General features: G+C 64.1%; 21 protein-coding genes. 1 reads left to right on the plus strand and 20 read right to left on the minus strand.

The window, feature by feature from the left end; translation table 11 throughout:
• Window positions 1-5: 5 nt before the first annotated feature.
• From J8I87_RS19710 to secA, 4 genes are all read right to left on the minus strand, one after another.
• On the minus strand, window positions 6-449 hold the full coding sequence (locus J8I87_RS19710; RefSeq protein ID WP_209933436.1) for an NUDIX domain-containing protein: 444 nt from the start codon (window positions 447-449) through the stop codon (window positions 6-8).
• Window positions 446-1,315 (minus strand): ATP-binding protein, encoded by an 870-nt coding sequence (locus J8I87_RS19715; RefSeq protein WP_209933437.1) that lies wholly within the window; start codon window positions 1,313-1,315, stop codon window positions 446-448. Before J8I87_RS19715 ends, J8I87_RS19710 begins: the two co-directional genes overlap by 4 nt.
• Before the next feature lie 13 nt (window positions 1,316-1,328).
• Window positions 1,329-2,570 (minus strand): bifunctional glutamate N-acetyltransferase/amino-acid acetyltransferase ArgJ, encoded by a 1,242-nt coding sequence (gene argJ / locus J8I87_RS19720; RefSeq protein ID WP_209933438.1) that lies wholly within the window; start codon window positions 2,568-2,570, stop codon window positions 1,329-1,331.
• A 168-nt stretch (window positions 2,571-2,738) separates the two neighbouring features.
• Window positions 2,739-5,549 (minus strand): preprotein translocase subunit SecA, encoded by a 2,811-nt coding sequence (gene secA / locus J8I87_RS19725; protein WP_209933439.1) that lies wholly within the window; start codon window positions 5,547-5,549, stop codon window positions 2,739-2,741.
• A gap of 300 nt (window positions 5,550-5,849) precedes the next feature.
• On the opposite strand from secA, the gene J8I87_RS19730 reads away from it, so the two are divergent.
• Complete coding sequence (locus tag J8I87_RS19730) at window positions 5,850-6,353, plus strand: DUF721 domain-containing protein (RefSeq protein WP_209933441.1); 504 nt, start codon at window positions 5,850-5,852, stop codon at window positions 6,351-6,353.
• A 73-nt stretch (window positions 6,354-6,426) separates the two neighbouring features.
• On the opposite strand, the gene lpxC is transcribed toward J8I87_RS19730, so the two are convergent.
• The 16 genes from lpxC to rsmH form a co-directional block, all read right to left on the minus strand.
• A complete protein-coding gene (lpxC, locus tag J8I87_RS19735; protein WP_209933442.1) occupies window positions 6,427-7,344 on the minus strand; it encodes a UDP-3-O-acyl-N-acetylglucosamine deacetylase in 918 nt (305 codons plus the stop codon).
• Window positions 7,345-7,616: 272 nt separating this feature from the next.
• Window positions 7,617-8,126, minus strand: a complete 510-nt coding sequence (locus J8I87_RS19740) for a peroxiredoxin (RefSeq protein ID WP_209933443.1) — start codon at window positions 8,124-8,126, stop codon at window positions 7,617-7,619.
• Between the two features lie 242 nt (window positions 8,127-8,368).
• Window positions 8,369-9,562: a cell division protein FtsZ gene (gene ftsZ / locus J8I87_RS19745; RefSeq protein WP_209933444.1), complete on the minus strand. Its 1,194-nt coding sequence runs from the start codon at window positions 9,560-9,562 to the stop codon at window positions 8,369-8,371.
• A gap of 122 nt (window positions 9,563-9,684) precedes the next feature.
• A complete protein-coding gene (gene ftsA / locus J8I87_RS19750) occupies window positions 9,685-10,917 on the minus strand; it encodes a cell division protein FtsA (RefSeq protein ID WP_028371745.1) in 1,233 nt (410 codons plus the stop codon).
• A 27-nt stretch (window positions 10,918-10,944) separates the two neighbouring features.
• Complete coding sequence (locus tag J8I87_RS19755) at window positions 10,945-11,697, minus strand: cell division protein FtsQ/DivIB (RefSeq protein ID WP_209933445.1); 753 nt, start codon at window positions 11,695-11,697, stop codon at window positions 10,945-10,947.
• Between the two features lie 16 nt (window positions 11,698-11,713).
• Window positions 11,714-12,655, minus strand: a complete 942-nt coding sequence (locus tag J8I87_RS19760; RefSeq protein WP_209933446.1) for a D-alanine--D-alanine ligase — start codon at window positions 12,653-12,655, stop codon at window positions 11,714-11,716.
• Window positions 12,652-14,046, minus strand: a complete 1,395-nt coding sequence (gene murC / locus J8I87_RS19765) for a UDP-N-acetylmuramate--L-alanine ligase (protein WP_209933448.1) — start codon at window positions 14,044-14,046, stop codon at window positions 12,652-12,654. The genes J8I87_RS19760 and murC overlap by 4 nt, the downstream gene beginning before the upstream one ends.
• The gene (gene murG, locus J8I87_RS19770; RefSeq protein ID WP_209933449.1) at window positions 14,043-15,161 is read right to left on the minus strand and encodes an undecaprenyldiphospho-muramoylpentapeptide beta-N-acetylglucosaminyltransferase; all 1,119 of its coding nucleotides are present in this window, start codon (window positions 15,159-15,161) and stop codon (window positions 14,043-14,045) included. The genes murC and murG overlap by 4 nt, the downstream gene beginning before the upstream one ends.
• A complete protein-coding gene (gene ftsW / locus J8I87_RS19775) occupies window positions 15,158-16,429 on the minus strand; it encodes a putative lipid II flippase FtsW (protein WP_209933450.1) in 1,272 nt (423 codons plus the stop codon). Before ftsW ends, murG begins: the two co-directional genes overlap by 4 nt.
• Window positions 16,426-17,940 carry a UDP-N-acetylmuramoyl-L-alanine--D-glutamate ligase gene (murD, locus tag J8I87_RS19780; RefSeq protein ID WP_209933451.1) on the minus strand — a complete coding sequence of 505 codons (1,515 nt, stop codon included), beginning with the start codon at window positions 17,938-17,940 and terminating at the stop codon, window positions 16,426-16,428. Before murD ends, ftsW begins: the two co-directional genes overlap by 4 nt.
• Before the next feature lie 36 nt (window positions 17,941-17,976).
• Window positions 17,977-19,146 carry a phospho-N-acetylmuramoyl-pentapeptide-transferase gene (gene mraY / locus J8I87_RS19785; protein WP_209933452.1) on the minus strand — a complete coding sequence of 390 codons (1,170 nt, stop codon included), beginning with the start codon at window positions 19,144-19,146 and terminating at the stop codon, window positions 17,977-17,979.
• A gap of 17 nt (window positions 19,147-19,163) precedes the next feature.
• A complete protein-coding gene (murF, locus tag J8I87_RS19790; protein ID WP_209933453.1) occupies window positions 19,164-20,579 on the minus strand; it encodes a UDP-N-acetylmuramoyl-tripeptide--D-alanyl-D-alanine ligase in 1,416 nt (471 codons plus the stop codon).
• Entirely contained in the window at window positions 20,576-22,114 is a 1,539-nt protein-coding gene (locus J8I87_RS19795; protein ID WP_209933455.1) for a UDP-N-acetylmuramoyl-L-alanyl-D-glutamate--2,6-diaminopimelate ligase, read from the minus strand. Before J8I87_RS19795 ends, murF begins: the two co-directional genes overlap by 4 nt.
• Entirely contained in the window at window positions 22,111-23,985 is a 1,875-nt protein-coding gene (locus J8I87_RS19800) for a penicillin-binding protein 2 (protein WP_209933456.1), read from the minus strand. Before J8I87_RS19800 ends, J8I87_RS19795 begins: the two co-directional genes overlap by 4 nt.
• The gene (gene ftsL / locus J8I87_RS19805) at window positions 23,982-24,332 is read right to left on the minus strand and encodes a cell division protein FtsL (protein WP_209933457.1); all 351 of its coding nucleotides are present in this window, start codon (window positions 24,330-24,332) and stop codon (window positions 23,982-23,984) included. Before ftsL ends, J8I87_RS19800 begins: the two co-directional genes overlap by 4 nt.
• Window positions 24,329-25,270 (minus strand): 16S rRNA (cytosine(1402)-N(4))-methyltransferase RsmH, encoded by a 942-nt coding sequence (rsmH, locus tag J8I87_RS19810; RefSeq protein WP_209933458.1) that lies wholly within the window; start codon window positions 25,268-25,270, stop codon window positions 24,329-24,331. The genes ftsL and rsmH overlap by 4 nt, the downstream gene beginning before the upstream one ends.
• Window positions 25,271-25,287: the final 17 nt, after the last annotated feature.

A 25,287-nucleotide genomic window follows, 5' to 3' on the forward strand; every position in this document is an offset into this window, starting at 1 on the left:
TCTCTTCACTCCGCAGCCAGCCACTCCAGCACGGGAATAGTCGCGGGAAGTAGCGGCGACACCTGGGCCGGCAACGTCTGCCACGCAAACGCCTGACCTTCTCGGCCATGCGGATCGCCGTCCCACGCCGTCACCTTGCAGAAATAAAGACGTACGTATGCGTGCGGATAGTCATGTTCGAGCACGTGCCAGCGGTGGCTCGCCCGCACGTCGATGCCGAGTTCTTCGTGCAGTTCGCGCGCGAGCGCGGCTTCCACGGACTCGCCCGGTTCGAGCTTGCCGCCCGGAAACTCCCAATAGCCTTCGTACGGCTTGCCCGCTGGCCGCTGCGCAAGCAGATAGCGGCCATCGGGCTGAACGAGCACGCCGACGGCGACTTCCGTTACCCGCCGGCCTGCCGCGTTCAGTTCGGTGGGGTCCTGCGCGTCGCTTCGCACCGGGTTGCTCATGCTTGTGCCCGCCGCCCGGACCAGTCGCGCGCAAACTGCCACGCGACGCGCCCCGAACGCGAACCGCGCTCGAGCGCCCAGATCAGCGCATCGCCGCGCGCGGCTTCGACATCGGCGTCATTGCAGCCGAAGTGATGCAGCCAGTGCGCGACGATCGTCAGATAGTCATCCTGCTTGAACGGATAGAAACTCACCCACAAGCCAAAGCGCTCCGACAGTGAGATCTTTTCTTCGACGACCTCGCCCGGATGAATTTCGCCGTCGGGCATGTGCTTGTATGTCTCGTTGTCGCTCATGTACTCGGGGAGCAGATGACGGCGATTCGACGTCGCGTAGATCAGCACGTTGTCCGACTGCGCAGCCACCGATCCGTCGAGCGCCACCTTCAGCGCCTTGTAGCCCGACTCGCCTTCCTCGAACGACAGGTCGTCGCAAAACACGATGAAGCGCTCTGGACGCTTCGAAATCAGGTCGACGATATCGCCCAGATCGTGCAGATCGTCCTTGTCCACTTCGATCAGACGCAGGCCATCCTTCGCATACGCATTCAGACACGCCTTGATTAGCGACGACTTGCCCGTGCCGCGCGCGCCCGTAAGCAGGACGTTGTTCGCCGGCTTCTTGCTGACGAACTGCTTTGTGTTCTGCTCGATCAGATTCTTCTGACGATCAATGTTCTGCAAATCGTCCAGCGAGATCAGCGAGGCTGCCGGCACCGGCTGCAGATAGCCGCGCCCCTGACGCTTGCGCCAGCGAAACGCAACGGCCGCAGACCAGTCGACGTCGGGCGAGGCCGGCGGAAGCATGGCTTCGAGCCGCACCAGGACGGCCTCGGCGCGACTCAGGAATTGTTCGAGTTTATCCATGGCGTGATGAGAATCAGGAACGATAGTCGGCGTTGATGCTCACATAGTCGTGCGACAGATCGCAGGTCCAGATCGTCGCTTGCGCGTTGCCGCGACCGAGCACCACGCGAATCAGGATCTCCGCCTTCTTCATCACGCGCTGTCCGTCTTCTTCCTTGTATTCCGGGTTCCGGCCGCCCGCCTTCGCGACAAGCACATCGTCGAGGTACAGATCGATCTTGCCGACGTTGAGGTCGGTTACGCCCGCGTAGCCGATCGCGGCGAGAATGCGGCCGAGGTTGGGGTCCGATGCATAGAACGCTGTTTTCACGAGCGGCGAATGGCCGATTGCATAGGCAATCTGGCGGCACTCGGCGACGCTCGCGCCGCCTTCCACCTGCACCGTCATGAACTTCGTGGCACCTTCACCATCGCGCACGATCAGTTGCGCGAGCGTCTGCGCAGTCTCCGTCACGGCGTCGCGCAGCGCGGCGTAAGCGGGCGAATCCGTCGACGTGATCGCGGGCAGGCTCGACTTGCCCGATGCGATCAGGATGAAGGAATCGTTGGTCGACGTATCACCGTCGATCGTGATGCAGTTGAACGAGCGGTCCGCGACATGCTTCACCAGTTCGTCCAGCACCGGCTGCGCAACGTTGGCGTCGAACGCGAGGAAACCGAGCATCGTCGCCATGTTCGGCTTGATCATGCCCGCGCCCTTGCTGATGCCCGTCAGCGTGACCGTGTGACCGTCGATCGTGACCCGGCGTGACACGGCCTTCGGCAGCGTGTCGGTGGTCATGATGGCTTGCGCGGCGTCATACCAGTGCGCGGCCTTGCGATTGCCCAGCGCGGCGGGCAAACCTGCCTTCAGACGGTCGATGGGCAGCGGCTCCAGAATCACGCCCGTCGAGAACGGCAGCACCTGCTCCGGTGCGATGTCTGCGAGGCGCGCGAGTTCTTCGCAGGTCTCGCGCGCGTGCGCCATGCCCGGTTCGCCCGTGCCCGCATTCGCGTTGCCCGTGTTCACGACCAGCGCGCGAATGCCCTTGCCGTCCTCGCGCACGCGCTCAAGGTGCTCGCGGCACACCGTCACGGGCGCCGCGCAAAAACGGTTCGACGTGAACACGCCTGCGACTGTTGCGCCTTCGTCGACGGAAATAACGAGCACGTCCTTGCGGTTCGGCTTGCGGATGTTCGCCTCGGCCCAGCCTAGCGTGACGCCGGCGACGGGATGGAGTTGGGCGGGATCGATCGAGGGGAAATTGACAGCCATGTTTGCGACCTGTCGAGACTGAAATGCCGGCGGACGCCGGCATTGGGGATCAAGGGTGATGGCGCCGGATGGACCCGCGCCACCGCGAAATCACCAGCGCTTGCACGCATCAAACGACGCGAAGGCGGACACGAAGGCGGCGCGCATGATGCGCGCCGCCTTCGTCCGTCACGCGATCTTGCCGTGGCACTGCTTGTACTTCTTGCCGCTGCCGCATGGACAGGGATCGTTGCGTCCGACCTTCGGCACGGCGTCGCCCGTAAGCGGCGTCGCTGCGCCGTGACCGTGCGCCATTGCGTCGCCGATCATCGTGGCCGCCGCGCTCGCCGCGACAGGCGCCGCCGCGACAGCCGCGCCCGCTTCAGCGTAATCGGCATGACGGAACTCGACGTTCTCCAGATGGCTGCCTTGCTCTTCCATTTGCTCGGCGGCCTGCTCGAGTTGTTCGGGCGACTGGATCTGCACGTTCATCACGATGCGCGTGACTTCCAGCTTCACCGAATCCAGCATCGCGGCGAAGAGTTCGAACGCTTCGCGCTTGTACTCCTGCTTCGGGTTTTTCTGCGCGTAGCCTCGCAGGTGGATGCCCTGACGCAGGTGATCGAGCGCGGCGAGATGTTCTCGCCAGCTACGGTCCAGCGTCTGCAGCATGACCGAGCGCTCGAACGCGCTGAACGATTCGCGGCCCACCTGCTCGACCTTGCCTTCGTAAGCCTCGTCTGCCGCGGCGATCACGGCTTCGAGAATCTCGCCGGCGTCGATCGACTGCGACTCGTTGATCATTTCCTGAATGGCGAGATCGAGTTGCCAGTCGTTGCGCAGCACTTCTTCGAGCTCAGGCACATCCCACTGTTCTTCGATGCTGCCCGCCGGCACGAACTGGCGCACGATATCCGTGATCACGCCATGACGCATCGCGCCGATCGTTTCAGTGATGTCGTGCGCTTCGAGCAGTTCGTTGCGCTGCTGGTAGATCACCTTGCGCTGATCATTCGACACGTCGTCATATTCGAGCAGCTGCTTGCGAATATCGAAGTTGCGTGCTTCGACCTTGCGTTGCGCCGATTCGATCGAGCGCGTGACGATGCCCGCTTCGATCGCCTCGCCTTCCGGCATCTTCAGGCGGTCCATGATCGCGCGCACGCGGTCGCCCGCGAAAATGCGCAGCAGCGGATCCTCGAGCGACAGATAGAAACGCGACGAGCCCGGATCGCCCTGGCGGCCCGCGCGGCCGCGCAGCTGGTTGTCGATACGGCGCGACTCGTGACGCTCGGTGCCGATGATGTGCAGACCGCCCGCGGCCTTCACCTGATCGTGCAGCGCCTGCCACTCGTCATGCAGCTTCTGGATGCGGCCCGCTTTTTCGTCTTCGGGGATCGACAGGTCGGCTTCGATGAAGGCAGCCTGCTTCTCCGCGTTGCCGCCGAGCACGATGTCGGTCCCGCGGCCGGCCATGTTCGTCGCGATCGTGATGCGCTTCGGACGACCCGCTTCGGCGACGATCGCCGCTTCGCGCGCGTGCTGCTTCGCGTTCAGGACCTCATGCGGCAGACCCGCCTTGTTCAGCAGTTGCGACAGTAATTCCGAGTTTTCAATCGACGTCGTGCCGACCAGCACCGGCTGACCGCGGTCGAAGCATTCGCGGATATCGCGAATCACCGCGTTGTAGCGCTCCATCGCCGTCTTGTAGATCTGGTCCTGCTTGTCGATCCGTTTCGGCGGGCGGTTGGTCGGAATCACGACCGTTTCGAGGCCGTAGATCTCGTTGAATTCGTATGCTTCGGTGTCGGCCGTGCCCGTCATGCCGGACAGCTTCGCGTACATGCGGAAATAGTTCTGGAACGTGATCGATGCAAGCGTCTGGTTCTCGCTCTGGATCTTCACGTGCTCCTTCGCTTCGACGGCCTGGTGCAGACCGTCCGACCAGCGACGGCCCGCCATCAGACGGCCCGTGAATTCGTCGACGATCACCACTTCGCCGTTCTGCACGACGTAGTGCTGGTCCTTGTAGAACAGCGTGTGTGCGCGCAGCGCGGCGTACACGTGATGCATCAGCGTGATGTTCTGCGGCGCGTACAGGCTTTCGCCCTCACCGATCAGGCCCCACTCGGCGAGCAGCCGCTCGGCCTTCTCGTGACCCGACTCCGTCAGGAACACCTGGCGCGCTTTTTCGTCCAGCGTGTAGTCGCCGGGCTTCTCGACGCCCGTGCCGTCCGCCTTCTCCTCGCCGATCTGGCGATCGAGCAGCGGCGGCAGCGCATTCATGCGCACGTAAAGCTCCGTGTGGTCTTCCGCCTGGCCGGAGATGATGAGCGGCGTACGCGCTTCGTCGATGAGGATCGAGTCCACTTCGTCGACGATCGCGAAGTTCAGCGCCCGCTGCACGCGCGCATCCGTCTCGTAGACCATGTTGTCGCGCAGGTAGTCGAAGCCGAACTCGTTGTTCGTGCCGTACGTGATGTCGGCGGAGTACGCTTCCTGCTTCAGGCCGTGATCCATCTGCGACAGGTTGATACCCACCGACAGCCCGAGGAAGTTGTACAGGCGCCCCATCCATTCGGCGTCGCGCTGCGCGAGGTAGTCGTTCACGGTCACGACATGCACGCCGCGCCCGGACAGCGCGTTCAGGTAGGCCGCGAGCGTGGCGACGAGCGTCTTGCCTTCGCCCGTGCGCATTTCCGCGATCTTGCCGTAGTGCAGGACCATGCCGCCGATCAGCTGCACGTCGAAGTGCCGCATCTTCAGCACGCGCTTGCTCGCCTCGCGACAGACCGCGAACGCCTCGGGCAGGAGCTTGTCCAGCGACTCGCCGCTACCGACGCGTTGCCGGAACTCCGTCGTCTTCGCGCGCAGTTGATCATCCGTCAATTGCTCGATCTGCGGTTCGAGCGCATTGATCGCCGCGACGGTCTTTTGATATTGCTTGACGAGCCGCTGATTGCGGCTGCCAAAAATCTTTTGTAGAAAACCGGTGGTCATCGGATCGTGGTTGCGTCGCGGCATCGGCGGGGTTGCAAAGGGTAGATTTCACACCCTTTTACTTTGTTGCAACCCATTGTCGGTGGGGCCTCGGCGGCTTAGGTCCAAGAGTAAATTCGAATCATGGATTTTAGCACGCGCCCCCGCGTGCGCCTGTGTCGGAGGCAAGACGGTCGGCCGTCCGGCCAGGGTCGAAACCGACACGGCGACAGCGGTCGCAGCAAGCTTTGCGCGCCGGCGCCGCACGGTACAATCGCGGCGTGAGCGCGCACGGGGCGCGGCCACAACTCAATGTCCCAGATGAGCCGTTTCTCACCGTTTTCAAGGCAGACGCTAAAACCTGGCCCGAAACTGGGCTCGCGCACGTTCGACATGCGCCGGCCGCAGCCCGTCGCCGAGGTCCTGAACCGCACCGACGCGTTCGCGGCGCTGCGCGCGGGGGTCGAGCAGGTTGCCGCGCTCGAGCGCGATCTCACCGAGCTGCTGCCCGACTATCTGGCGACGAGCGTCGAGCCGGGTTTCATCAAGGATGGCGTTCTCGCCCTGTTTGCCGCGCACAACGCGCTTGCGGCCCGCTTGCGGCATCTCGAGCCGCGGCTGCTGTCGGACTTGCAGCAGCGCGGCTGGCCTGTCAATTCGCTGAGAATCCGCGTCCGTCCGCAGCCGGCCAAAGAGCCGCCCCGCGTCAAAGAGGCGCGGATGTCGCGTGCGGGCGCCGATGCGCTGCATGCGCTCAGCGAGTCGCTGGAGCCGTCGCCGTTGCAAGCGGCGCTGGCGCGCATGGCCGCCCGGCATCGCAAGTAGGGCGCCGAATCTCGTGCGGAAATGAAAAAAGCGGCCGTTCAGGCCGCTTTTCGTTGCTGCTGACATGGGAGCGTCAGGCAAACGCCGTCTGCGTATCGTACGCAAAGCCGCGCGGCGCCTTCTGCGGATCGTCGAACGTGACGATCTCATATGAATCTTCGTGCGCCAGCAGTTCACGCAACAGCGCATTGTTCAGGCCGTGGCCCGACTTGTACGCGTCATACGACGCCAGCAACGGGTGGCCGACCACGTACAGGTCGCCGATCGCGTCCAGCATCTTGTGCTTCACGAACTCGTCGTCGTAGCGCAGGCCGTCGTTGTTCAGGATGCGGTACTCATCGAGCACGATCGCGTTGTCCATGCTGCCGCCGCGCGCAAGGCCCAGTTCGCGCATCATCTCGACTTCATGCGCGAAGCCGAACGTGCGTGCACGTGCGATCTCACGCACATACGACGTGTTCGCGAAATCCACTTCCAGCGCCTGGCCCGTCTTGTCCACAGCGGGATGGCGGAAGTCGATCGTGAATTTCAGCTTGAAACCGAAGTACGGATCGAGACGCGCGAACTTGTCGCCGTCGCGGATTTCGACCGGCTTCTTGACCTTGATGAACTTCTTTGCCGCGTTCTGCTCTTCGATGCCCGCCGACTGAATCAGGAACACGAAGGACGCCGCGCTGCCGTCCATGATGGGAATTTCTTCAGCGGTGACGTCGACGTACAGATTGTCGATTCCGAGGCCCGCGCACGCGGACATCAGGTGTTCGATCGTCGACACGCGCGCGCCGTCTTTCTGCAACACCGATGCAAGCCGCGTATCGCCGATCGCCATCGCCGACGCGGGAATGTCTACCGGCGTGGGCAAATCCACGCGGGAAAACACGATGCCCGTGTCCGGCGCCGCCGGGCGGAGCGTCAGATCGACCTTGCGGCCCGAGTGCAAGCCGATGCCGACCGTCTTGACGATCTGTTTGATAGTGCGCTGCTTCAACATGGTGGTCTTCTATTCGATTGAAAATCCCAATCAGGATTTTTTAACTCATAGCACGAATTATACTCCAACCGGTTCCGGAGCGTCGTTGCGCTGACGTTTCAATCTGTTTCGCTGCGTTACCCAATCGGGAAGCGTGACGGGCCGATGCCCGGAACGGAGGCGTTTCCGGTCATCGGCCCGCGTTACGGCCTGTCACAACGAGGTCGCAAAAAAGCGTTGCCGCAGCGCAACAACCGACGTTTGCGCGGATGCGGTGAAGCTTCAAGGCCGCGTCATGCCTGGCTCAACGTCGCGAGAATACTCGCCGCATCGCTCACTTCGAACTTGCCGGGTGCTTCGACGTGCAGCGTCTTGACCACGCCGTCGTCGACCACCATTGCGTAGCGCTGGGATCGGATTCCCATGCCGCGCGCCGACAGATCCTGCTCCAGACCGAGGGCCTTGGTGAAAGCCGCGCTGCCGTCCGCCATCATGCGCACCTTGCCCGAGGTGTGCTGATCGCGTGCCCACGCGCCCATCACGAACGCGTCGTTGACGGATACGCACCAGATCTCGTCGACACCCGCAGCGCGTAACTTCTCTGCCTGTTCGACGTAGCCCGGCACGTGCTTCGCCGAACAGGTGGGCGTGAATGCGCCCGGCAATCCGAAGATCACCACGCGCCTGCCTGCCGTCTGTTCGCGCACGTCGAAGCTGTTCGGCCCGATCGTGCAGCCCTCGCGCTCGTCTTCGATCAACTCGTAAACGGTCGCCTGGGGAAGCTTTTCACCTACCTGAATCATGCTCGTTCCTTCGCATCGATGCGGAGCACGCTCACACGTACTCGTGCCGCAGTGGACTTTTCATCCGGCGACAGTTGCCCGGACCGCTTCGCCATAACGAAGAGGGCACTTGTCCATGCCGCGCGCGCAACCCAACGCGGCCGTTTTGCCGTTCCACCCGCCACGCTCGTGCAATTCTGCTGCGCGTAATCAAACCACGATTCAGATGATTACGCCGCAGAAGGCCCGCTCCTGCGTGAGTCTCAGTCTGCCTGCTTGCGCAGGAAGGCCGGGATGTCGTACGTATCGACGCCCTTTTCCTGCAGCGCCTGCACGTGCGAAGCAGCCGTGTCACGCGAGGTACGCCATACAGCCGGCGTGTCGAGCGAACCGTAGTCCGCCGTTGTTGCGTGATGCGGCGTGTATGCATGTTGCACTGCGCCAACCGGCTGGTTGTCGGTGCCCGTGCGCAGCAGCGTCATCGGCGCCGATTGCTGCTTCTTCGCAGCACGGCCCAGGCCCGTTGCCACCACCGTCACGCGCAGCGCATCGCCCATCGCGTCGTCGTACACCGCGCCGAAGATCACGGTCGCGTCATCAGCAGCATAGCTCTTAATGGTGTTCATCACTTCGCGCGTTTCCGACAGACGCAGCGAACGGCTCGACGTGATATTCACCAGCACGCCACGCGCACCCGACAGATCGACGCCTTCCAGCAGCGGGCTGGCGACAGCCTGTTCCGCCGCGAGACGCGCGCGATCGACGCCGGCCACCGTCGCCGTGCCCATCATCGCCTTGCCCTGCTCGCCCATCACCGTCTTCACGTCTTCGAAGTCGACGTTCACCAGACCATCGACGTTGATGATTTCAGCGATGCCGGCGACTGCGTTGTTGAGCACGTCGTCAGCGCACTGGAAGCACTTGTCCATTTCGGCGTCGTCGCCCATCACCTCGAACAGCTTGTCGTTCAGAACGACGATCAGCGAGTCGACGTGATCCTCCAGTTGCTGCGAACCAGCTTCGGCGACGCGCATGCGCTTGCCGCCTTCGAACTCGAACGGCTTGCTGACGACGCCGACCGTCAGAATGCCCATTTCCTTGGCGATCTGCGCGACCACGGGAGCTGCCCCCGTGCCCGTGCCGCCGCCCATGCCCGCCGTGATGAAGACCATATGCGCGCCACGCAACGCGTCCGCGATGCGCTCACGTGCTTCCTCCGCCGCCGCGCGGCCCATTTCCGGCTTTGCGCCTGCGCCGAGACCCGTCTTGCCCAACTGGATGACGTTCGGCGCGCGCGCGCGCGACAGCGCCTGAGCGTCCGTGTTCATCACGATGAAGTCGACGCCTTGCACGCCGCGATTGATCATGTGCGCGACGGCATTGCCGCCCGCGCCACCGACGCCCACCACCTTGATGATGGTGCCGTTGGTTTCCGTTTCCAGCATCTGGAATTCCATGTTGCCTCCGTCAAGAAAAAGAGTACCGCCTACTCGGCCGTTATTCGGCAGGAGATCGGGCAACCTCCTGTCGCGCGCCAGCCGCCGGCACTGGCGCGTATTTCCCTTTACTTCGAATGCGTTTAGAAATTGCCGAGGAACCAGTCCTTCATCCTCGTGAACACCTGGCCCATCGATCCAGACTGCACCGCGACCTTGCGGCCACGCATGCGCTGCGAGCGTCCTTCGACGAGCAGCCCCATCGCCGTCGAATAACGCGGATTGCGCACCACGTCCGCGAGACCGCCTGCATACTCCGGCACACCGATGCGCACCGGCTTCAGGAAGATGTCCTCACCCAGTTCGACCATGCCCGGCATCATCGACGCGCCGCCCGTCAGCACGACGCCCGAGCTCAGCAGTTCTTCGTAACCCGACTCGCGCACCACTTGCTGCACGAGCGAAAACAGTTCTTCGACGCGCGGCTCGACCACGGCCGCGAGCGCCTGGCGCGACAGCGTGCGCGGACCGCGCTCGCCGAGGCCCGGCACTTCGATCATTTCGTCCGGATCGGCGAGCGCCTGCTTTGCGATGCCGTAGCTGACCTTGATGTCTTCGGCATCCGGCGTCGGCGTGCGCAAGGCCATTGCGATGTCGCTCGTGATCTGGTCGCCCGCAATCGGAATCACAGCCGTGTGACGGATCGCGCCTTCGCTGAAGATCGCAATGTCCGTCGTGCCGCCGCCGATATCGACGAGCACCACGCCCAGTTCCTTTTCGTCTTCCGTCAGCACCGCCAGCGACGACGCCAGCGGCTGCAGGATCAGGTCGTTCACTTCGAGGCCGCAGCGGCGCACGCACTTGACGATGTTCTGCGCCGCGCTGACCGCGCCCGTCACGATATGCACCTTCACTTCGAGACGGATGCCGCTCATGCCGATCGGCTCGCGCACGTCTTCCTGGCCGTCGATGATGAATTCCTGCGTCAGGATGTGCAGCACCTGCTGATCGGTCGGAATGTTGATCGCCTTGGCCGTTTCGATCACGCGCGCGACGTCCGTCTGCGTCACTTCCTTTTCCTTGATCGCGACCATCCCGCTCGAATTGAAGCTGCGGATATGGCTTCCCGCGATCCCGGTGAACACGTTCGTGATCTTGCAGTCCGCCATCAGCTCGGCTTCTTCGAGCGCCCGTTGAATGGACTGCACCGTGGCCTCGATGTTCACCACGACGCCTTTCTTGAGCCCTTTCGATTCGCTCTGGCCGAGGCCGATCACCTCGTAATGACCTTCGCCCTTCAACTCGGCGACGATCGCGACCACTTTCGCCGTGCCGATGTCGAGGGCTACCAGCAGATCTTTATAGTCTTTACTCATAGCGTGCTCATTGCGTGTGATGTCCTGTTACTTCTTGCCCTTGTCGGGTTCCGTAATGAAGCGCATGCCTGCCGCGCGAAGGGCGAAGCCGTTCGGATAGCGCAAGTCCGCATATTCGATATCCTTCCCCCAACGTTGCGTGACCGCGCCCCATGCCGCGGTCAGCCGCCTGCAACGGTCGGCGAGCGTGTCCTGATTGCGCTCCCGCCCGATTTCGACCTGCATGCCGTTCGACAGCTTCACCGTCCACGCAAAGCGCGGTGACAGCGTCACTTCTTCCGGCGTCGCGCCAACGGGCGCAAACCACTTCCGGAAGTCCTGATAACGCGCGACGACTTCCTTCGCGGACCCTTCCGGGCCATCGAACGCGGGCAGCTCTTCCTCAAGCTCGCCCTGGTTCGCGGTGAACACCTCTCCGTCGGTGCTCACCAGTTGATCCGTGCCCCATGTGCCGAGCGGCTTGTACTCTTCGAGCGTCACCGCGAGCGCATTCGGCCACACGCGGCGCACGCTCGCATGACGCACCCACGGCATCTGCTCGAACGACTGACGCGCAGCGTCGAGATCGACCGTGAAGAAGTTGCCCTTCAACCGGCCGACGACGCTCGCGCGCACAGTCGGCGAATTGATGTGCTCCGTATCGCCGTCGATGCGGATCTCGCGCAGCGCGAAATTCGGGCGCTGGATCAGCCAGTAGCCGCCCGCCGCCAGCAGCACGAGCAGCAACAACGCATGCAACGCGTTGGCGGCGAGATTGAGCTGGCGAACGTTGTTCCACATGGTCGGAGCGTGTTCCTTAATCCTTCAGCGTCAGCGCGAGCACCTTCACCACCAGCTCCCGATAGCTGATGCCGACTGCGCGCGCCGCCTTCGGCGGCAGCGAGTGATCCGTCATGCCAGGTGCCGTGTTCACTTCCAGGAAATACGGATTGCCTTCGCCATCGAGCATGAAATCCGCGCGGCCCCAATCGGTGCAGCCGAGCACATCGAAAGCCTGGCGCGCGAGCTTCTTCAGGCGTGCCTCTTCGTCGGATGCGATGCCGCAAGGAATCAGGTACTGCGTGTCGTTGGCGATGTATTTCGCGTGATAGTCGTAAAACTCGCCGGCGGGCACGATGCGGATGATGGGCAGATCCAGATCGCCCGCGATGCAGGCCGTGTACTCGCCGCCGCCTTCGATGCTCTTCTCGACGACGACGATCTTGTCGAACTTCGCGGCTTCCTCGAGCGCGGGCACGAGCGCGTCGGCCGTCTTCACCTTGATCACGGCGACGCTCGAGCCTTCGCTCGCCGGCTTCACGAAGAGCGGTAAGCCGAGCTTCGCAACGATGTCCTTCGCGCGCGCGTTGTAATCGTCGCCGCGCAGCACCGCTTCGAACGGCGGCGTCGGCACGCCGAGCTGCTGCCACACGAGCTTCGTGCGGAACTTGTCGAGGCCGAGCGCCGAGCCGAGCACGCCGCTGCCCGTATAGCGGATGCCGTAGAAATCGAGCGCGCCCTGAATCTGGCCGTTCTCACCGTAACCGCCATGCAGCGCGTTGAACGCGCGCACGAAGCCTTCTTCCTTCAACGCGGCAAGCGGCCGCTCGGACGGATCGAACGGATGCGCGTCGATGCCCGCGTCGCGCAGCCCTTGCAGCACGAGACGGCCCGAATTGAGCGACACTTCGCGCTCGGCGGACACACCGCCGAGCAGCACTGCAACCTTGCCGAAAGTTTTTGGATCGATACCGCTCATTTCACACCTTCATTTCCTGCGAGCCGACCCGGCACACCGCCGATCGAACCCGCGCCCATCGTGATCACCACATCGCCGTCGCGCACGATTGCACCGAGCGCGTCCGGCACTTCATCCACTGTTTCGACGAACACGGGCTCGACTTTGCCCGCGACACGAATCGCGCGCGTAAGCGACCGGCCGTCCGCTGCGACGATAGGCGACTCGCCTGCTGCGTACACTTCCGTCAGCACGAGTGCATCGACCGTCGACAGCACCTTCACGAAATCCTCGAAGCAATCGCGCGTGCGCGTGAAGCGGTGCGGCTGGAACGCCAGCACCAGACGCTTCTCCGGAAATGCGCCGCGCGCCGCCGCGATCGTCGCGGCCATTTCGACGGGGTGATGACCGTAATCGTCGACGAGCGTGTATGCACCGCCGCTCGCCACGCTCACTTCGCCGTAGCGCTGGAAACGCCGGCCGACGCCGTTGAAATCCGCGAGCGCTCGCTGGATATCGGCATCTTTCACCTCAAGTTCAGTCGCAATTGCAATTGCGGCCAGCGCGTTCTGCACGTTGTGCATACCGGGCAGGTTCAACACGATGTCGAGAGGCGCCGCGTCTTCGCGCATCGCGGTGAAATGCATCTTGCCTTCGCGTGCTTCGACGTTCACCGCGCGCACCTGCGCATCGGGCGCGAAGCCGTAACGGATGATCGGCTTCGACACGAACGGCAGGATCTCCTTCACGTTCGGATCGTCGACGCACAGCACGGCAATCCCGTAGAACGGCAAGCGATGCGTGAACTCGATGAATGCCTGCTTGAGCCGCGCGAAATCGTGGCCGTAGGTGTCCATGTGATCGGCGTCGATGTTCGTGATGACTTCGATCACCGGGAACAGGTTCAGGAACGACGCATCCGATTCGTCCGCTTCGGCGACGATAAAATCGCCCGTGCCCAGACGCGCATTCGCGCCCGCGCTGATCAGCCGGCCGCCGATCACGAAGGTCGGATCGAGCCCGCCCGCCGCGAGCACGCTCGCGACCAGCGACGTAGTCGTGGTCTTGCCGTGCGTGCCCGCGATCGCGATGCCCTGCTTCAGGCGCATCAGTTCCGCGAGCATCACGGCGCGCGGCACGATGGGAATGCGGCGATGACGCGCGGCGAGCACTTCGGGGTTGTCGCTGCGCACGGCCGTCGATACGACGACGGCGTTCGCGCCTTCGATGTTCTCCGCGTCGTGGCCGATCGCGATGCGCGCGCCGAGCGCGGCGAGCCGTTCCGTCACGGCGTTGCGCGACAGGTCTGAACCGCTCACCTGATAGCCGAGATTGACGAGCACTTCGGCGATGCCGCTCATGCCCGCGCCGCCGATCCCGACGAAGTGAATGTGTTTGACGATATGTTTCATTGCTGCTTTCCTTCAGGGCTCAGGCTCGGAGTCACGCCCGCCACCGTTGCGCAGATCTGCGCGACCTGCTCGGTGGCATCGGGTTTTGCGAGCGAGCGCGAACGCTCCGCCATTTCCGCGAGCGAGTCCCGTGTCTGGCTGCGCAACCAGTCGGCAAGGCTATCCACCGACATGTCACGTTGTTGTACGAGCAGCGCCGCGCCTTGATCGGCGAGAAACGCTGCGTTGGTTGTCTGGTGATCGTCGACGGCGTACGGGAACGGCACGAAGAATGCCGCCACGCCCACCGCCGCGATCTCGGCGACCGTCATCGCGCCCGAACGGCAGATCACGAGATCCGCATTCGCATAGGCACTCGTCATGTCGTCGATGAAGGGCACGAGTTGCACGTCGTCGCCCGTTGCAATGCCGGCCGCTTCGTAATTCGCGCGCAATGCGTCGATATGCTTCGCGCCCGCCTGATGCACGATGCGCGGCCGCTCGTTCGGCGCGAGCTTCGCCAGCGCGCGCGGCACCGTTTCGTTCAGCGCCGCCGCGCCGAGACTGCCGCCCACGACCAGCACATTCAGCGGACCGCTACGGGCTGCGTAGCGTGCTTTGGGTGCCAGCGTGCGCGCAAGTTCCTCGCGGATCGGGTTACCCGTCCACTCGGCGTGCGGCAACGCGTTCGGGAACGCGACGAGCACGCGCTTTGCAAGCTTCGCGAGCACCTTGTTCGCGAGACCCGCAATCGAGTTCTGTTCGTGCAGCACGAGCGGCGTGCCGCTCAAGGCCGTCATCACGCCCGCCGGGAACGTGATGTAGCCGCCCATGCCAAGCACGACATCGGGCTTCACGCGACGCAGCACCGCGAGACTTTGCATGCATGCGCGCAGCAGATTCACAGGCAGCATCAGCTTGGTCTTTATGCCCTTGCCGCGCAGGCCGCCGAAACGCACGTACTCCATCGGGATGCCGTGCTTCGGGACGAGCGTCGCTTCCATGCCGTTGGGATTGCCGAGCCACACGACGCGCCAGCCCCACGCCTGCATCAGGTGCGCGACGGCCAGCCCGGGGAACACGTGGCCCCCCGTGCCTCCCGCCATCACCATCAGCGTGCGTTGTTGCATCGTCATACCTTGCCCCCGCGCATCAACACCCGGTTCTCGTAATCGACCCGCATCAGCACCGCGACCGCGATGCAGTTCTGCACGATGCCCGAGCCGCCGTAGCTGACGAGCGGCAGCGTGAGACCTTTGGTCGGCAGCAGACCGAGGTTCACGCCCATGTTGATGAAGGTCTGCGCGCCGAACCAGATGCCGATGCCCTTCGCGACCAGGCCCGCGAACGTGCGGTCGAGCGCGAGCGCCTGGCGGCCGATTTCGAACGAGCGACGCACGATCCAGTAGAACATCAGGATCACGACGAGCACGCCGACAAAGCCGAGTTCTTCGCCGATCACGGCAAGAATGAAGTCGGTGTGCGCCTCGGGCAGATAGTTGAGCTTCTCGACACTGCCGCCGAGACCCACGCCGAACCACTCGCCGCGGCCGAACGCGATCAGCGAGTGCGTCAGTTGATACGCCTTGCCCTGCGCGTAACGGTCGTCCCACGGATCGAGGTACGCGAAGATCCGCTCGCGGCGCCAAGGCGACGCCCACACCAGCAGCGTGAAAGTACCGACAGCCGTTGCGACCAGCCCGCCGAAAATCTTGCCGTTCACGCCGCCGAGGAACAGCACGCCCATCGCGATGGCTGCGATCACCATGAACGCGCCCATGTCGGGCTCGAGCAGCAGCAGCATGCCGACCACGCCGACCGCGAAGCCCATCGGCAGAAAGCCCTTCGCGAAGCTGTGCATGTATTCCTGCTTGCGGACCGTATAGTTCGCCGCGTAGATCGTCACCGCGAGCTTCATGATTTCCGACGGCTGCATGTTCGTGATGCCGAGGGGAATCCAGCGGCGCGCGCCGTTCACGCCCTTGCCGACGTGCGGAATCAGCACGATCACGAGCGCGACGAGCGCGATCAGGAAGAGTTTCGGCGCGTACTTGTCCCACGTCGAGATCGGGATGCGGAATGCGATCACGCCCGCCACCGAGCCCATTACGACGAAGATGATCTGGCGCACGAGGAATGCGTAATCGCGATACGACGCGTACTTCGGCGAGTCCGGCATCGCGATCGACGCCGAGTACACCATCACGATTCCGAGACCCAGCAGCGCGACGACGACCCACAGGAGCGAGTGGTCATAATCGAGCATCCGCGAGCGTAGCGGCCGTACGCCGTTGACGGCGCTCGACAGCCCGCCCGTGCGCTGCGCGCGTTCCGGCGCCGCCGCGCCGCCCGCCGAGCCGCGCTGCTTGCCGAGTTGCGAACCGAAGCGTTCCGTCCAGCTCATATCATCGTCCCCCGTTCGGCAGCGATGTCTTCGACCGCGCTGCGGAAGACCGCCGCGCGATGCGCATAACCCTTGAACATGTCGAAGCTGGCGCACGCGGGTGACAACAGCACGGCGTCGCCCGGCTGCGCGACGGCGCTGGCCGCGCGCGTCGCTTCTTCGAGCGTCGCGTGCTCGGTCATCGCGATGCCCGTGTGTTCGAGCGCGGCGCGAATCTGCGGCGCGTCGCGGCCGATCAACATCACCGCGCGGCACCAGCGCGTCACCGGCTCGGCGAGCGGATCGAATTGCTGGCCCTTGCCGTCGCCGCCCGCGATCAGCACGACGCGTTGCGCAAGACCGTCGAGCGCCGCGACCGTCGCGCCGACGTTCGTGCCTTTGCTGTCGTCGACATAGTCGACCCCGTCGATCGATGCGATCAGTTCGACGCGATGAGGCTCGCCGCGGTACTCGCGCAAGCCGTGCAGCAGCGGCGCGCCCGGCAGGCCGACAGCACGCGCGAGCGCGAATGCGGCGAGCGCGTTCGTCGCGTTGTGCAGACCGCGAATACGCAGTGCGTCGGCGGGCATCAGGCGCTTCAGACCGATATTCGGCGGCGTCGTGGATTCGCTCTTGCGACGTCGCGTGGACGTCGGTTCGTCGGCTGCGTCACGGTCATGCGCCTCGACGAGCCAGATCATGCCGTTGTCGCGTAATAGACCCAGATCGCCGTCGCGCGTGGGCTCCATCACGCCGAACGTGACCACCTGCGCGCCGCTTTGCACCGACGGCGCGAGCGCCATCACGCGCGCGTCGTCGCGATTGAGCACGCGCACCGTGTTCTTGCCGAAAATCTTGCCCTTCGCCGCGGCGTACGCGTCGAGACCGCCATGCCAATCGAGGTGATCCTGCGTGATGTTCAGGATCACGGCCGCGTCCGGCTCGAACGTGTGCGCCGTTTCCAGCTGGAAGCTCGACAGTTCGAGCACCCACACATCGGGCAGCGCGGTGTTGTCGATCGCTTCCGTGAGCTTGTCGAGCGCGGCCGGGCTGATGTTGCCCGCGACCGCGACCTTCTTGCCAGCGCGTTCGCACAAGAGGCCCGTCAAGCTCGTCGTCGTGGTCTTGCCGTTGGTGCCCGTGATGGCGATCACCTTCGGCGCATAGCCGCTCTCGCCGAGCGTGCGCAACGCCTGCGCGAAGAATTCGAGTTCTCCCCACACGGGAATGTCGCGCTCGCGCGCGGCGGCGATCAGCGGCACGAGATCGGCGGCGAGCGGTGACAGGCCCGGGCTGATCGCGAGCAGCTCGACGCCTTCCAGCAGCACCTCGGAAAACGGCCCGCCGAGGAAGTCGCCTTCGATACCGTGCGCTTCGAGCGCGGACAGATTCGGCGGCACTTCGCGCGAGTCGGCGATGCGCAGGCGGCAACCATGCCGCGCGCACCAGCGCGCCATCGCGAGGCCCGATTCGCCGAGCCCCAGCACGAGCACCATCGGCTTTTGCCGATCCCGAAACTTCTCGCCAAACATCGACTGCTTCCCCTTGAGTGCGACTTTGAATGCGGCTTAACGCAGCTTGAGCGTGGACAAACCGAACAGGCACAACATCAGCGTGATGATCCAGAAACGCACGACGACCTGCGTCTCTTTCCAGCCCGACAGTTCGAAGTGGTGATGCAGCGGCGCCATCTTGAAGATGCGGCGGCCTTCACCGAAACGTGCCTTCGTGAACTTGAACCACGTGACCTGCAACATCACCGACACCGTCTCGGCGACGAAAATCCCGCCCATGATGAACAGCACGATTTCCTGACGCACGATCACGGCGATCGTGCCGAGCGCGCCGCCCAGTGCGAGCGCGCCGACATCGCCCATGAACACCTGCGCCGGGTGCGTGTTGAACCAGAGGAACGCCAGCCCTGCCCCGCCCATCGCCGAGCAGAAGATCAGCATTTCGCCCGCGCCCGCGATGTGCGGGAACAACAGGTATTTCGAATAGACGGCACTGCCCATCACATACGCGAACACGCCGAGCGACGAGCCGACCAGCACGACGGGCATGATCACGAGGCCGTCGAGGCCGTCGGTGAGATTGACCGCGTTGCTCGAACCGACGATCACGAAATACGTCAGCGCGATGAAGCCCCACACGCCGAGCGGATAGGTCATCGACTTGAGGAACGGCAGCAACAGGTCGGCGCGCGCGGGCAGGCCCATCGACAGGCCGCTGCGCACCCACGCCATGAACAGATCGAACACACGCACATTGCTCGCTTCCGACACGCTGAACGCGAGATACACTGCGGCGAACAGACCAATCACCGATTGCCAGAAATACTTTTCCCGGGACGACATGCCGCGCGGGTCCTTGTAGACGACCTTGCGGTAGTCGTCGACCCAGCCGATCACGCCGAAGCCGAACGTGACGAGCATTACGATCCAGATGAAGCGATTGGTCAGATCGGCCCACAGCAGCGTCGACACGGCGATGCCGATTAGGATCAGCACGCCGCCCATCGTCGGCGTGCCGGACTTGACGAGGTGCGTTTGCGGGCCGTCCTTGCGCACGGCCTGGCCGACTTTCATCGCCGTCAGCTTGCGGATCACCCACGGGCCGCAGATGAGCCCGATCAGCAGCGCGGTGATCGTCGCCGCAACGGCACGAAACGTCAGATAACTGAACACGCGCAAAAAGCCGATATCGTTCTGCAGCCATTGCGCCAGCGCCAGTAGCATACTTCTGTCCTTCTCTTTCAGTGTGCGCCGGGCGCCGTGCCCGGTGCAGCGGGTTGTGGACTCGTAACGGCGTCCACCACGCGCTCCATCTTCATGAAGCGCGAGCCTTTCACGAGATACGTCGCAGCGGGCCCGTAACCGGCCTGCTGCAGTTGCGCGACGAGCGTGTTCACGTCGCCGCAGTGGTGGGCTTCGCTGCCGTATGCGGCGCAGGCATCGCGCGACGCATCGCCGAGCGCGTATAACGCATCGATGCCGCGCTCTTTCGCATACGCGCCCACTTCGCGATGAAACGCCGTGCCGTTGTCGCCGACTTCGCCCATGTCGCCCATCACCAGCACGCGCGGCGACGCGCGTTCGGCGAGCACGTCGATCGCGGCGAGCATCGAATCGGGATTCGCGTTATACGTATCGTCGATCACGGTCGCGCCCGCCATCGGGCCGAGCACCGCGCGCTTCACCTGCAAACGGCCCTTCACCGCGCCGAACGCTTCGAGGCCGCGCTTGATCGCGTCGAGCGCCACGCCCGCTGCGAGCGCCGCCGCCGTCGCTGCCAGTGCGTTGTGCGCGTTGTGCGCGCCGAGCACTTGCAGCGTGACGTCGAGGTGGCCTTCGGGCGTGTCGATGCTCAGCTGGTTGCCGTCTAGCGTGCCTTGGACCGCGGCTTCCGTCGTGCGTTCAGCCGTGTTCAGCGCGAAATCGATGATGCGGTTGCCCGTTGCCGCGACGCGCCAGATGCCCGCATACGCGTCGTTGGCCGGGAACACGGCGACGCCTTCGGGCTTCAGCGCGTGAATCACGGCCGCATGTTCCAGCGCGACGGCTTCGACCGTCGCCATGAATTCCTGGTGCTCGCGCTGCGCGTTGTTGACGACGGCAACAGTCGGCTCGGCGATCTTGCCGAGCAGCGCCGTTTCGCCCGGATGATTCATGCCGAGCTCGACAACGGCCAGCTTGTGCGCTTCGCTCAGACGGAACAGCGTCAGCGGCAAGCCGACGTCGTTGTTGAAATTGCCTGCCGTCGCAAGACGCGACTGCTCGCCAACGGCAGCCGTGAAGATCGACGAGATCATTTCCTTGACCGTCGTTTTGCCGTTGCTGCCCGTCACGGCGACGAGCGGCATCGCAAAGCGGCGGCGCCAGCCGTTCGCCAGCGAGCCCAATGCCGCGCGCGTATCGCCCTTCACGCGAATAGCGGGCACACGGAAGCTGTCCGGCGTGCGAGCGACGAGCACCGCGCTCACGTTGCGCGCGGCGACGTCGGCGAGAAAATCGTGCGCGTCGAAACGATCGCCCTTCAGCGCGACGAACAGATCGCCGGGACCGCATGTGCGGCTATCCGTCGAGACACGCTCGAACGCGACGGATTCATCGCCCGTTACCGTTGCGCCCGGAATCACGGCAGCGGCTTCATGCAGAGAGAACATCTTCATTCGCCACCTCCGCGTGCATGCGTCGCGCGAGCTGCAAGCGCGAGACGTGCGTGATCCTGATCCGAGAACGCGCGCTTCTTGCCCATGATTTCCTGCGTCGATTCATGGCCCTTGCCCGCGAGCACGACGACGTCCTCGCGCGCGGCGCATCGCACCGCCTGCAGGATCGCGCTCGCACGGTCTTCGATGCGGCGAGCCTTCGACGCGTCCTTCATGCCCGCTGCGATCTGATCGATGATTTTTTGCGGATCTTCGCTGCGCGGGTTGTCGCTCGTCACGACGACGCCATCGGCGCATCGCTCCGCGATTTCGCCCATCAGCGGACGCTTGGTCGCATCGCGGTCGCCGCCGCAGCCGAACATGCAGACGAGCTTGCCGCCGCGCGCATCGGCGATCGGGCGCAAGGCCGTCAGCGTTTGTTCGAGCGCGTCGGGCGTATGCGCATAGTCGATCACGACGAGCGGCTCATCGTTTTGCAGGCGGCCGCCGAGGCGTTCCATGCGGCCGTTCACCGATTCGAGCCGGGCGAGTTGCGCGACGGCCGCATCGAACGGCACATCGGACGCGAGCAGCGCGCCGAGCACGCTGAGCAGATTGCTCACGTTGAATACGCCGAGCGTGTTGACCTCGATGTCCGCATTGCCCCAGTCCGACGCGATGTGGAACGCCGTGCCCGTCGCTGTCGCGCGCACGTTCGATGCGACGATCGATGCATCCGCCTGCACGTCGGCGTGCGTTTCGAGCGCATAGGCGATCGTCTTCGCGTGCCCTTTAGTGCTCGCGATCAGACGGCGTCCGGCCGCGTCGTCGGCGTTGATGACGGCGGCCTTCAGTTCCGGCCATGCGAACAGACGGGCCTTTGCCGCTTCGTACGCTTCTAATGTGCCGTGATAGTCGAGATGATCTTGCGTCAAATTCGTGAACACACCGACGCTGAACGCCGTACCGTTCACGCGTCCCTGATGCAGCGCGTGCGACGATACTTCCATCGCGACGGCCTTCGCACCCGAGTCGCGCAACTGCGCGAGACTGCGCTGCAGTTGCGGCGCGTCGGGCGTCGTGAAACCCGTGTGCACGAGGTGCCCCGGCATGCCGCTGCCAAGCGTGCCGATGATCGCGCACGGCTGGCCGAGCGCCGTCAGCGCCGCCGAAATCCAGTTCGTGCACGACGTCTTGCCGTTCGTGCCCGTCACGCCGATCATGCGCATCGTGTCGCTCGGGTCGCCGTACCACGCGCTCGCGATCGTTCCCGCCAGGTCGTTCAGGCCGGGGACGGCAAGCATCGTCGCGGGATCGAGGTCGCCCGCATAATCTTCCGATTGCACGAGCACGGCAGCCGCGCCGCGCTCGATAGCGTTGGCGATGAACGGGCGGTTGTCCGCGCCCTCGACGGCATACGCGAGGAATATGTCGCCCGCTCCGATCGTGCGGGTATCGGCGTGCAAATGTGCGCCAGGCTGCACACGTGCGCGCAGCCAGGCAAGCGCGTCAGCAATCTGCTGTTGCGCCGGATGAGAAGAACGCAGCGCACTCATCTAACTACTCCGGGGCGGTTCTTCGTGTTGTCTGAAATGGTCAGCTTCTTCGGCGCTGCGTGCGTCGCGAGTTTCTTCGCGCCGTTCGCTGCCGGTTGGGATGCGGCTGCGGGCGTAGCCGGATTCACGTCGTCCGACACGACCATCTGCTTGACGGGCTGATCGGGCGGCACGTTCAGCGAGCGCAGCGTATCGCCGACGATCGACGAAAACACGGGGCCCGACACCTGGCCGCCGAAGTGGCTCCCTGCCGTTGGTTCGTCGACGGACACGGCCACGACGATGCGCGGATTCGGCATTGGCGCCATGCCGACGAACGACGCGCGGTACTTGCCGTGGTCGTAGCCGCGCCCGACGTGCTTGTACGCCGTACCCGACTTGCCGCCGACGCGGTAGCCCGGCACCGCCGCATCCGGCGACGTGCCTTCCCGCGAAACGACGGACTCGAGCATCGCGCGAACTTCGCGCGCGGTAGTCGGCGAGAAGACCTGCGGACCCGTCACGGGCTGGTCTTTCGGCGTGCGGAAAATCGACACGGGCATGACCTGGCCGTCGTGCGCGATGGCCGTGTAAGCGCGGCCCAGCTGGAACAGCGACACCGACAAGCCGTAGCCGTATGACATCGTCGCCTGTTCGATGCGGCGCCAGCTCTTCCACGGGCGCAGACGGCCAGCCGCCGCCCCCGGGAAACCGACCTTCGGCGCCTGGCCGAGACCGATGCTGGTGTACATGTTCCACATCTCTTCCGGCCTGAGCTGCATCGCGATCTTCGTCGCGCCGATGTTGCTCGACTTCTGGATCACGCCGCCGACCGTCAGCACGCCAAAGCCCGAGTCGTCGGTGATGGGCGCGCCGTCAAGCACGAAGCGGCCGCCGCCCGTATCAACCAGTGTAGTCGGCGTGACGCGGTGCAGGTCGAGCGCGAGCGAAACCGTGAACGGCTTCATGATCGAGCCCGGCTCGAACGTGTCGGTGAGAATGCGGTTGCGCAACTGCTCGCCCGTCAGGTGCGTGCGGTCGTTCGGGTTGTACGTCGGATAATTGACGAGCGCGAGCACTTCGCCAGTGCGCACGTCGATCACCATCGCGGCACCCGCTTTCGCCTTGAACTTCTGCACAGCCGCTTTCAGATTCGTGTACGCGATGTACTGAATCTTGCTGTCGATCGACAGATCGACGTCCTTACCGTTGTGCGGCACGACCTGCTCGTCCACATCTTCGACGATATGGCCGAGACGGTCCTTGATCACGCGGCGGCTGCCAGGCACGCCCGCGAGCAGCTTCTGGTCGCCGAGCTCGACGCCTTCCTGGCCTTCGTCCTCGACGTTCGTGAAGCCGATCAGGTGAGCCGTGATCTCGCCTTCCGGATAGAAGCGCTTGTACTCGTTGCGCTGATAGATGCCAGGGATGTTCAGCGCTTCGACTTTGGCGGCCACGTCGACGGGCACCTGGCGCTTCACGTAGACGAACGTCTTGTCTTCCGACAGCTTCTTGCGCAACTCCTGCTGCGTCATGTCGAGCAGCTTCCCGAGCTCGCCGAGCTTGTCCGCGCCGAGGTCGTCCGGCACCGACTCGGGAATCGCCCAGATTGCGCGCACGGGTAGGCTCGTCGCGAGCACGAGGCCGTTACGGTCGAGAATCTTGCCGCGTGTGGCGGGCAATTCGAGGCGGCGCTGATAGCGGCTCTCGCCCTGCTTCTGATAAAAGGCGTTGCCCGGGCCCTGAATCCAGAACGCGCGCGCCGTCAGCGCGACGAAGGCCATGAAGAGCAGAAACACGACGAGCTTCGAGCGCCACATCGGCAGGCGCACCGAAAGAATCGGATTCGCCGAGAACGCGACGCTCTTGTTCTTGTTCGACGATTTCTTCATCGCGTGCCTCGACGAGCTTTCGTGGCCGATGCCGGGGCCGGCGCCGAAGTCGGAACGGGTGCGTCCTCGGCCTTCGCGGAACCGGCGTCGAGCGTCAGATATTGCGTGCGCCCCGTGCTCGCGCCCTGCATCTTCAGGGAGTCGGTGGCGAGCTGCTCGATGCGCGAAGTCTTCGACAGCGCGCTCTGCTGATATTGAAGCTGCGAATAGTCCTGCTGCAGCTGACGCTCCTGCGATTGCGCGCGCTGCAACTGGATGAAGAACTGACGCTGCTGATTCGTCGCGTTGACGACGGAAAGCGCACAACCCATGACGACGATCAGCAGGAAGATATTGAGGCGGTTCATGGCGCGATCCGCTCCGCAACGCGCATCACGGCGGAACGGGCGCGCGGGTTGGCGGCGACTTCGGCGTCGCTCGCGAATACGCGGCCTAGCAGTTTGAGCGGCGGGCTCGGCAGATCGACGGCGCGGATGGGAAGACGGCGGTCGACAGCAGGCGCACTCGAGTGCGCCTGCATGAACCGCTTGACGATCCGGTCTTCGAGCGAATGAAAGCTGATCACGACCAGCCGCCCCCCTTGCTCCAACAACGTCAATGCTGCTTCTAGTACGACTTGCAGCTCCGCAAGCTCTTGATTGATGTGAATCCGTATAGCCTGAAAGGTGCGGGTTGCCGGGTCCTTACCCTTCTCACGGGTTTTGACGACGTTAGCCACGATTTGGGCAAGCTCGCCCGTGCTGACGAGAGGCCCAAGACGGTCGGACTCTGCCCGGCGAGCAGCAAGCGCCTTTGCAATCTGAAAAGCAAACCGTTCTTCCCCATAATCCCGTATCACCTCCGTCATTTCCTGCACCGTGGCCCGCGCCAGCCAATCCGCCGCGGACTCGCCGCGCGTCGGGTCCATCCGCATGTCGAGCGGGCCATCGGCGCGGAAACTGAAACCCCGCTCCGGATCGTCGAACTGCGGCGACGACACGCCCAGATCCAGCAACACTCCCGACACACGCCCTACCCCGCGCGCGCTCGTTGCGTCGCGCAGTGATGCGAAACTTTCATGCACGATCTCGAAGCGCGGATCGGCGATCTGCTGTGCGGTGGCGATGGCGAGCGGGTCTTTGTCGAACGCGATCAGACGCCCCGCGTCGCCCAGCTTTGCCAGCACCGCGCGGCTATGGCCGCCGCGCCCGAACGTGCCATCTATATAGACGCCGTCCGCGCGCGTGACGAGCGCATTCACCGCTTCTTCGAGCAGCACCGTGCGATGCTGCAATTCGTTACCCATCGCAGGCGCCATATCTA

The sequence above is a fragment of the Paraburkholderia sp. LEh10 genome (genome assembly GCF_017814945.1).
Classification (GTDB): domain Bacteria; phylum Pseudomonadota; class Gammaproteobacteria; order Burkholderiales; family Burkholderiaceae; genus Paraburkholderia.

Excerpts from the sequence above, each read along its gene's own strand:
- J8I87_RS19800 (WP_209933456.1), bottom strand. The coding sequence starts at position 23,985 with ATGAAGAAATCGTCGAACAAGAACAAGAGCGTCGCGTTCTCGGCGAAT.
- J8I87_RS19710 (WP_209933436.1), bottom strand. The coding sequence starts at position 449 with ATGAGCAACCCGGTGCGAAGCGACGCGCAGGACCCCACCGAACTGAAC.
- ftsA (WP_028371745.1), bottom strand. The coding sequence starts at position 10,917 with ATGAGTAAAGACTATAAAGATCTGCTGGTAGCCCTCGACATCGGCACG.
- ftsL (WP_209933457.1), bottom strand. The coding sequence starts at position 24,332 with ATGAACCGCCTCAATATCTTCCTGCTGATCGTCGTCATGGGTTGTGCG.
- J8I87_RS19795 (WP_209933455.1), bottom strand. The coding sequence starts at position 22,114 with ATGAGTGCGCTGCGTTCTTCTCATCCGGCGCAACAGCAGATTGCTGAC.
- J8I87_RS19755 (WP_209933445.1), bottom strand. The coding sequence starts at position 11,697 with ATGTGGAACAACGTTCGCCAGCTCAATCTCGCCGCCAACGCGTTGCAT.
- J8I87_RS19715 (WP_209933437.1), bottom strand. The coding sequence starts at position 1,315 with ATGGATAAACTCGAACAATTCCTGAGTCGCGCCGAGGCCGTCCTGGTG.
- ftsZ (WP_209933444.1), bottom strand. The coding sequence starts at position 9,562 with ATGGAATTCCAGATGCTGGAAACGGAAACCAACGGCACCATCATCAAG.
- J8I87_RS19730 (WP_209933441.1), top strand. The coding sequence starts at position 5,850 with ATGAGCCGTTTCTCACCGTTTTCAAGGCAGACGCTAAAACCTGGCCCG.
- secA (WP_209933439.1), bottom strand. The coding sequence starts at position 5,549 with ATGACCACCGGTTTTCTACAAAAGATTTTTGGCAGCCGCAATCAGCGG.
- murF (WP_209933453.1), bottom strand. The coding sequence starts at position 20,579 with ATGAAGATGTTCTCTCTGCATGAAGCCGCTGCCGTGATTCCGGGCGCA.
- J8I87_RS19760 (WP_209933446.1), bottom strand. The coding sequence starts at position 12,655 with ATGAGCGGTATCGATCCAAAAACTTTCGGCAAGGTTGCAGTGCTGCTC.
- mraY (WP_209933452.1), bottom strand. The coding sequence starts at position 19,146 with ATGCTACTGGCGCTGGCGCAATGGCTGCAGAACGATATCGGCTTTTTG.
- murC (WP_209933448.1), bottom strand. The coding sequence starts at position 14,046 with ATGAAACATATCGTCAAACACATTCACTTCGTCGGGATCGGCGGCGCG.
- J8I87_RS19740 (WP_209933443.1), bottom strand. The coding sequence starts at position 8,126 with ATGATTCAGGTAGGTGAAAAGCTTCCCCAGGCGACCGTTTACGAGTTG.
- argJ (WP_209933438.1), bottom strand. The coding sequence starts at position 2,570 with ATGGCTGTCAATTTCCCCTCGATCGATCCCGCCCAACTCCATCCCGTC.
- lpxC (WP_209933442.1), bottom strand. The coding sequence starts at position 7,344 with ATGTTGAAGCAGCGCACTATCAAACAGATCGTCAAGACGGTCGGCATC.
- rsmH (WP_209933458.1), bottom strand. The coding sequence starts at position 25,270 with ATGGGTAACGAATTGCAGCATCGCACGGTGCTGCTCGAAGAAGCGGTG.
- murD (WP_209933451.1), bottom strand. The coding sequence starts at position 17,940 with ATGTTTGGCGAGAAGTTTCGGGATCGGCAAAAGCCGATGGTGCTCGTG.
- murG (WP_209933449.1), bottom strand. The coding sequence starts at position 15,161 with ATGACGATGCAACAACGCACGCTGATGGTGATGGCGGGAGGCACGGGG.
- ftsW (WP_209933450.1), bottom strand. The coding sequence starts at position 16,429 with ATGAGCTGGACGGAACGCTTCGGTTCGCAACTCGGCAAGCAGCGCGGC.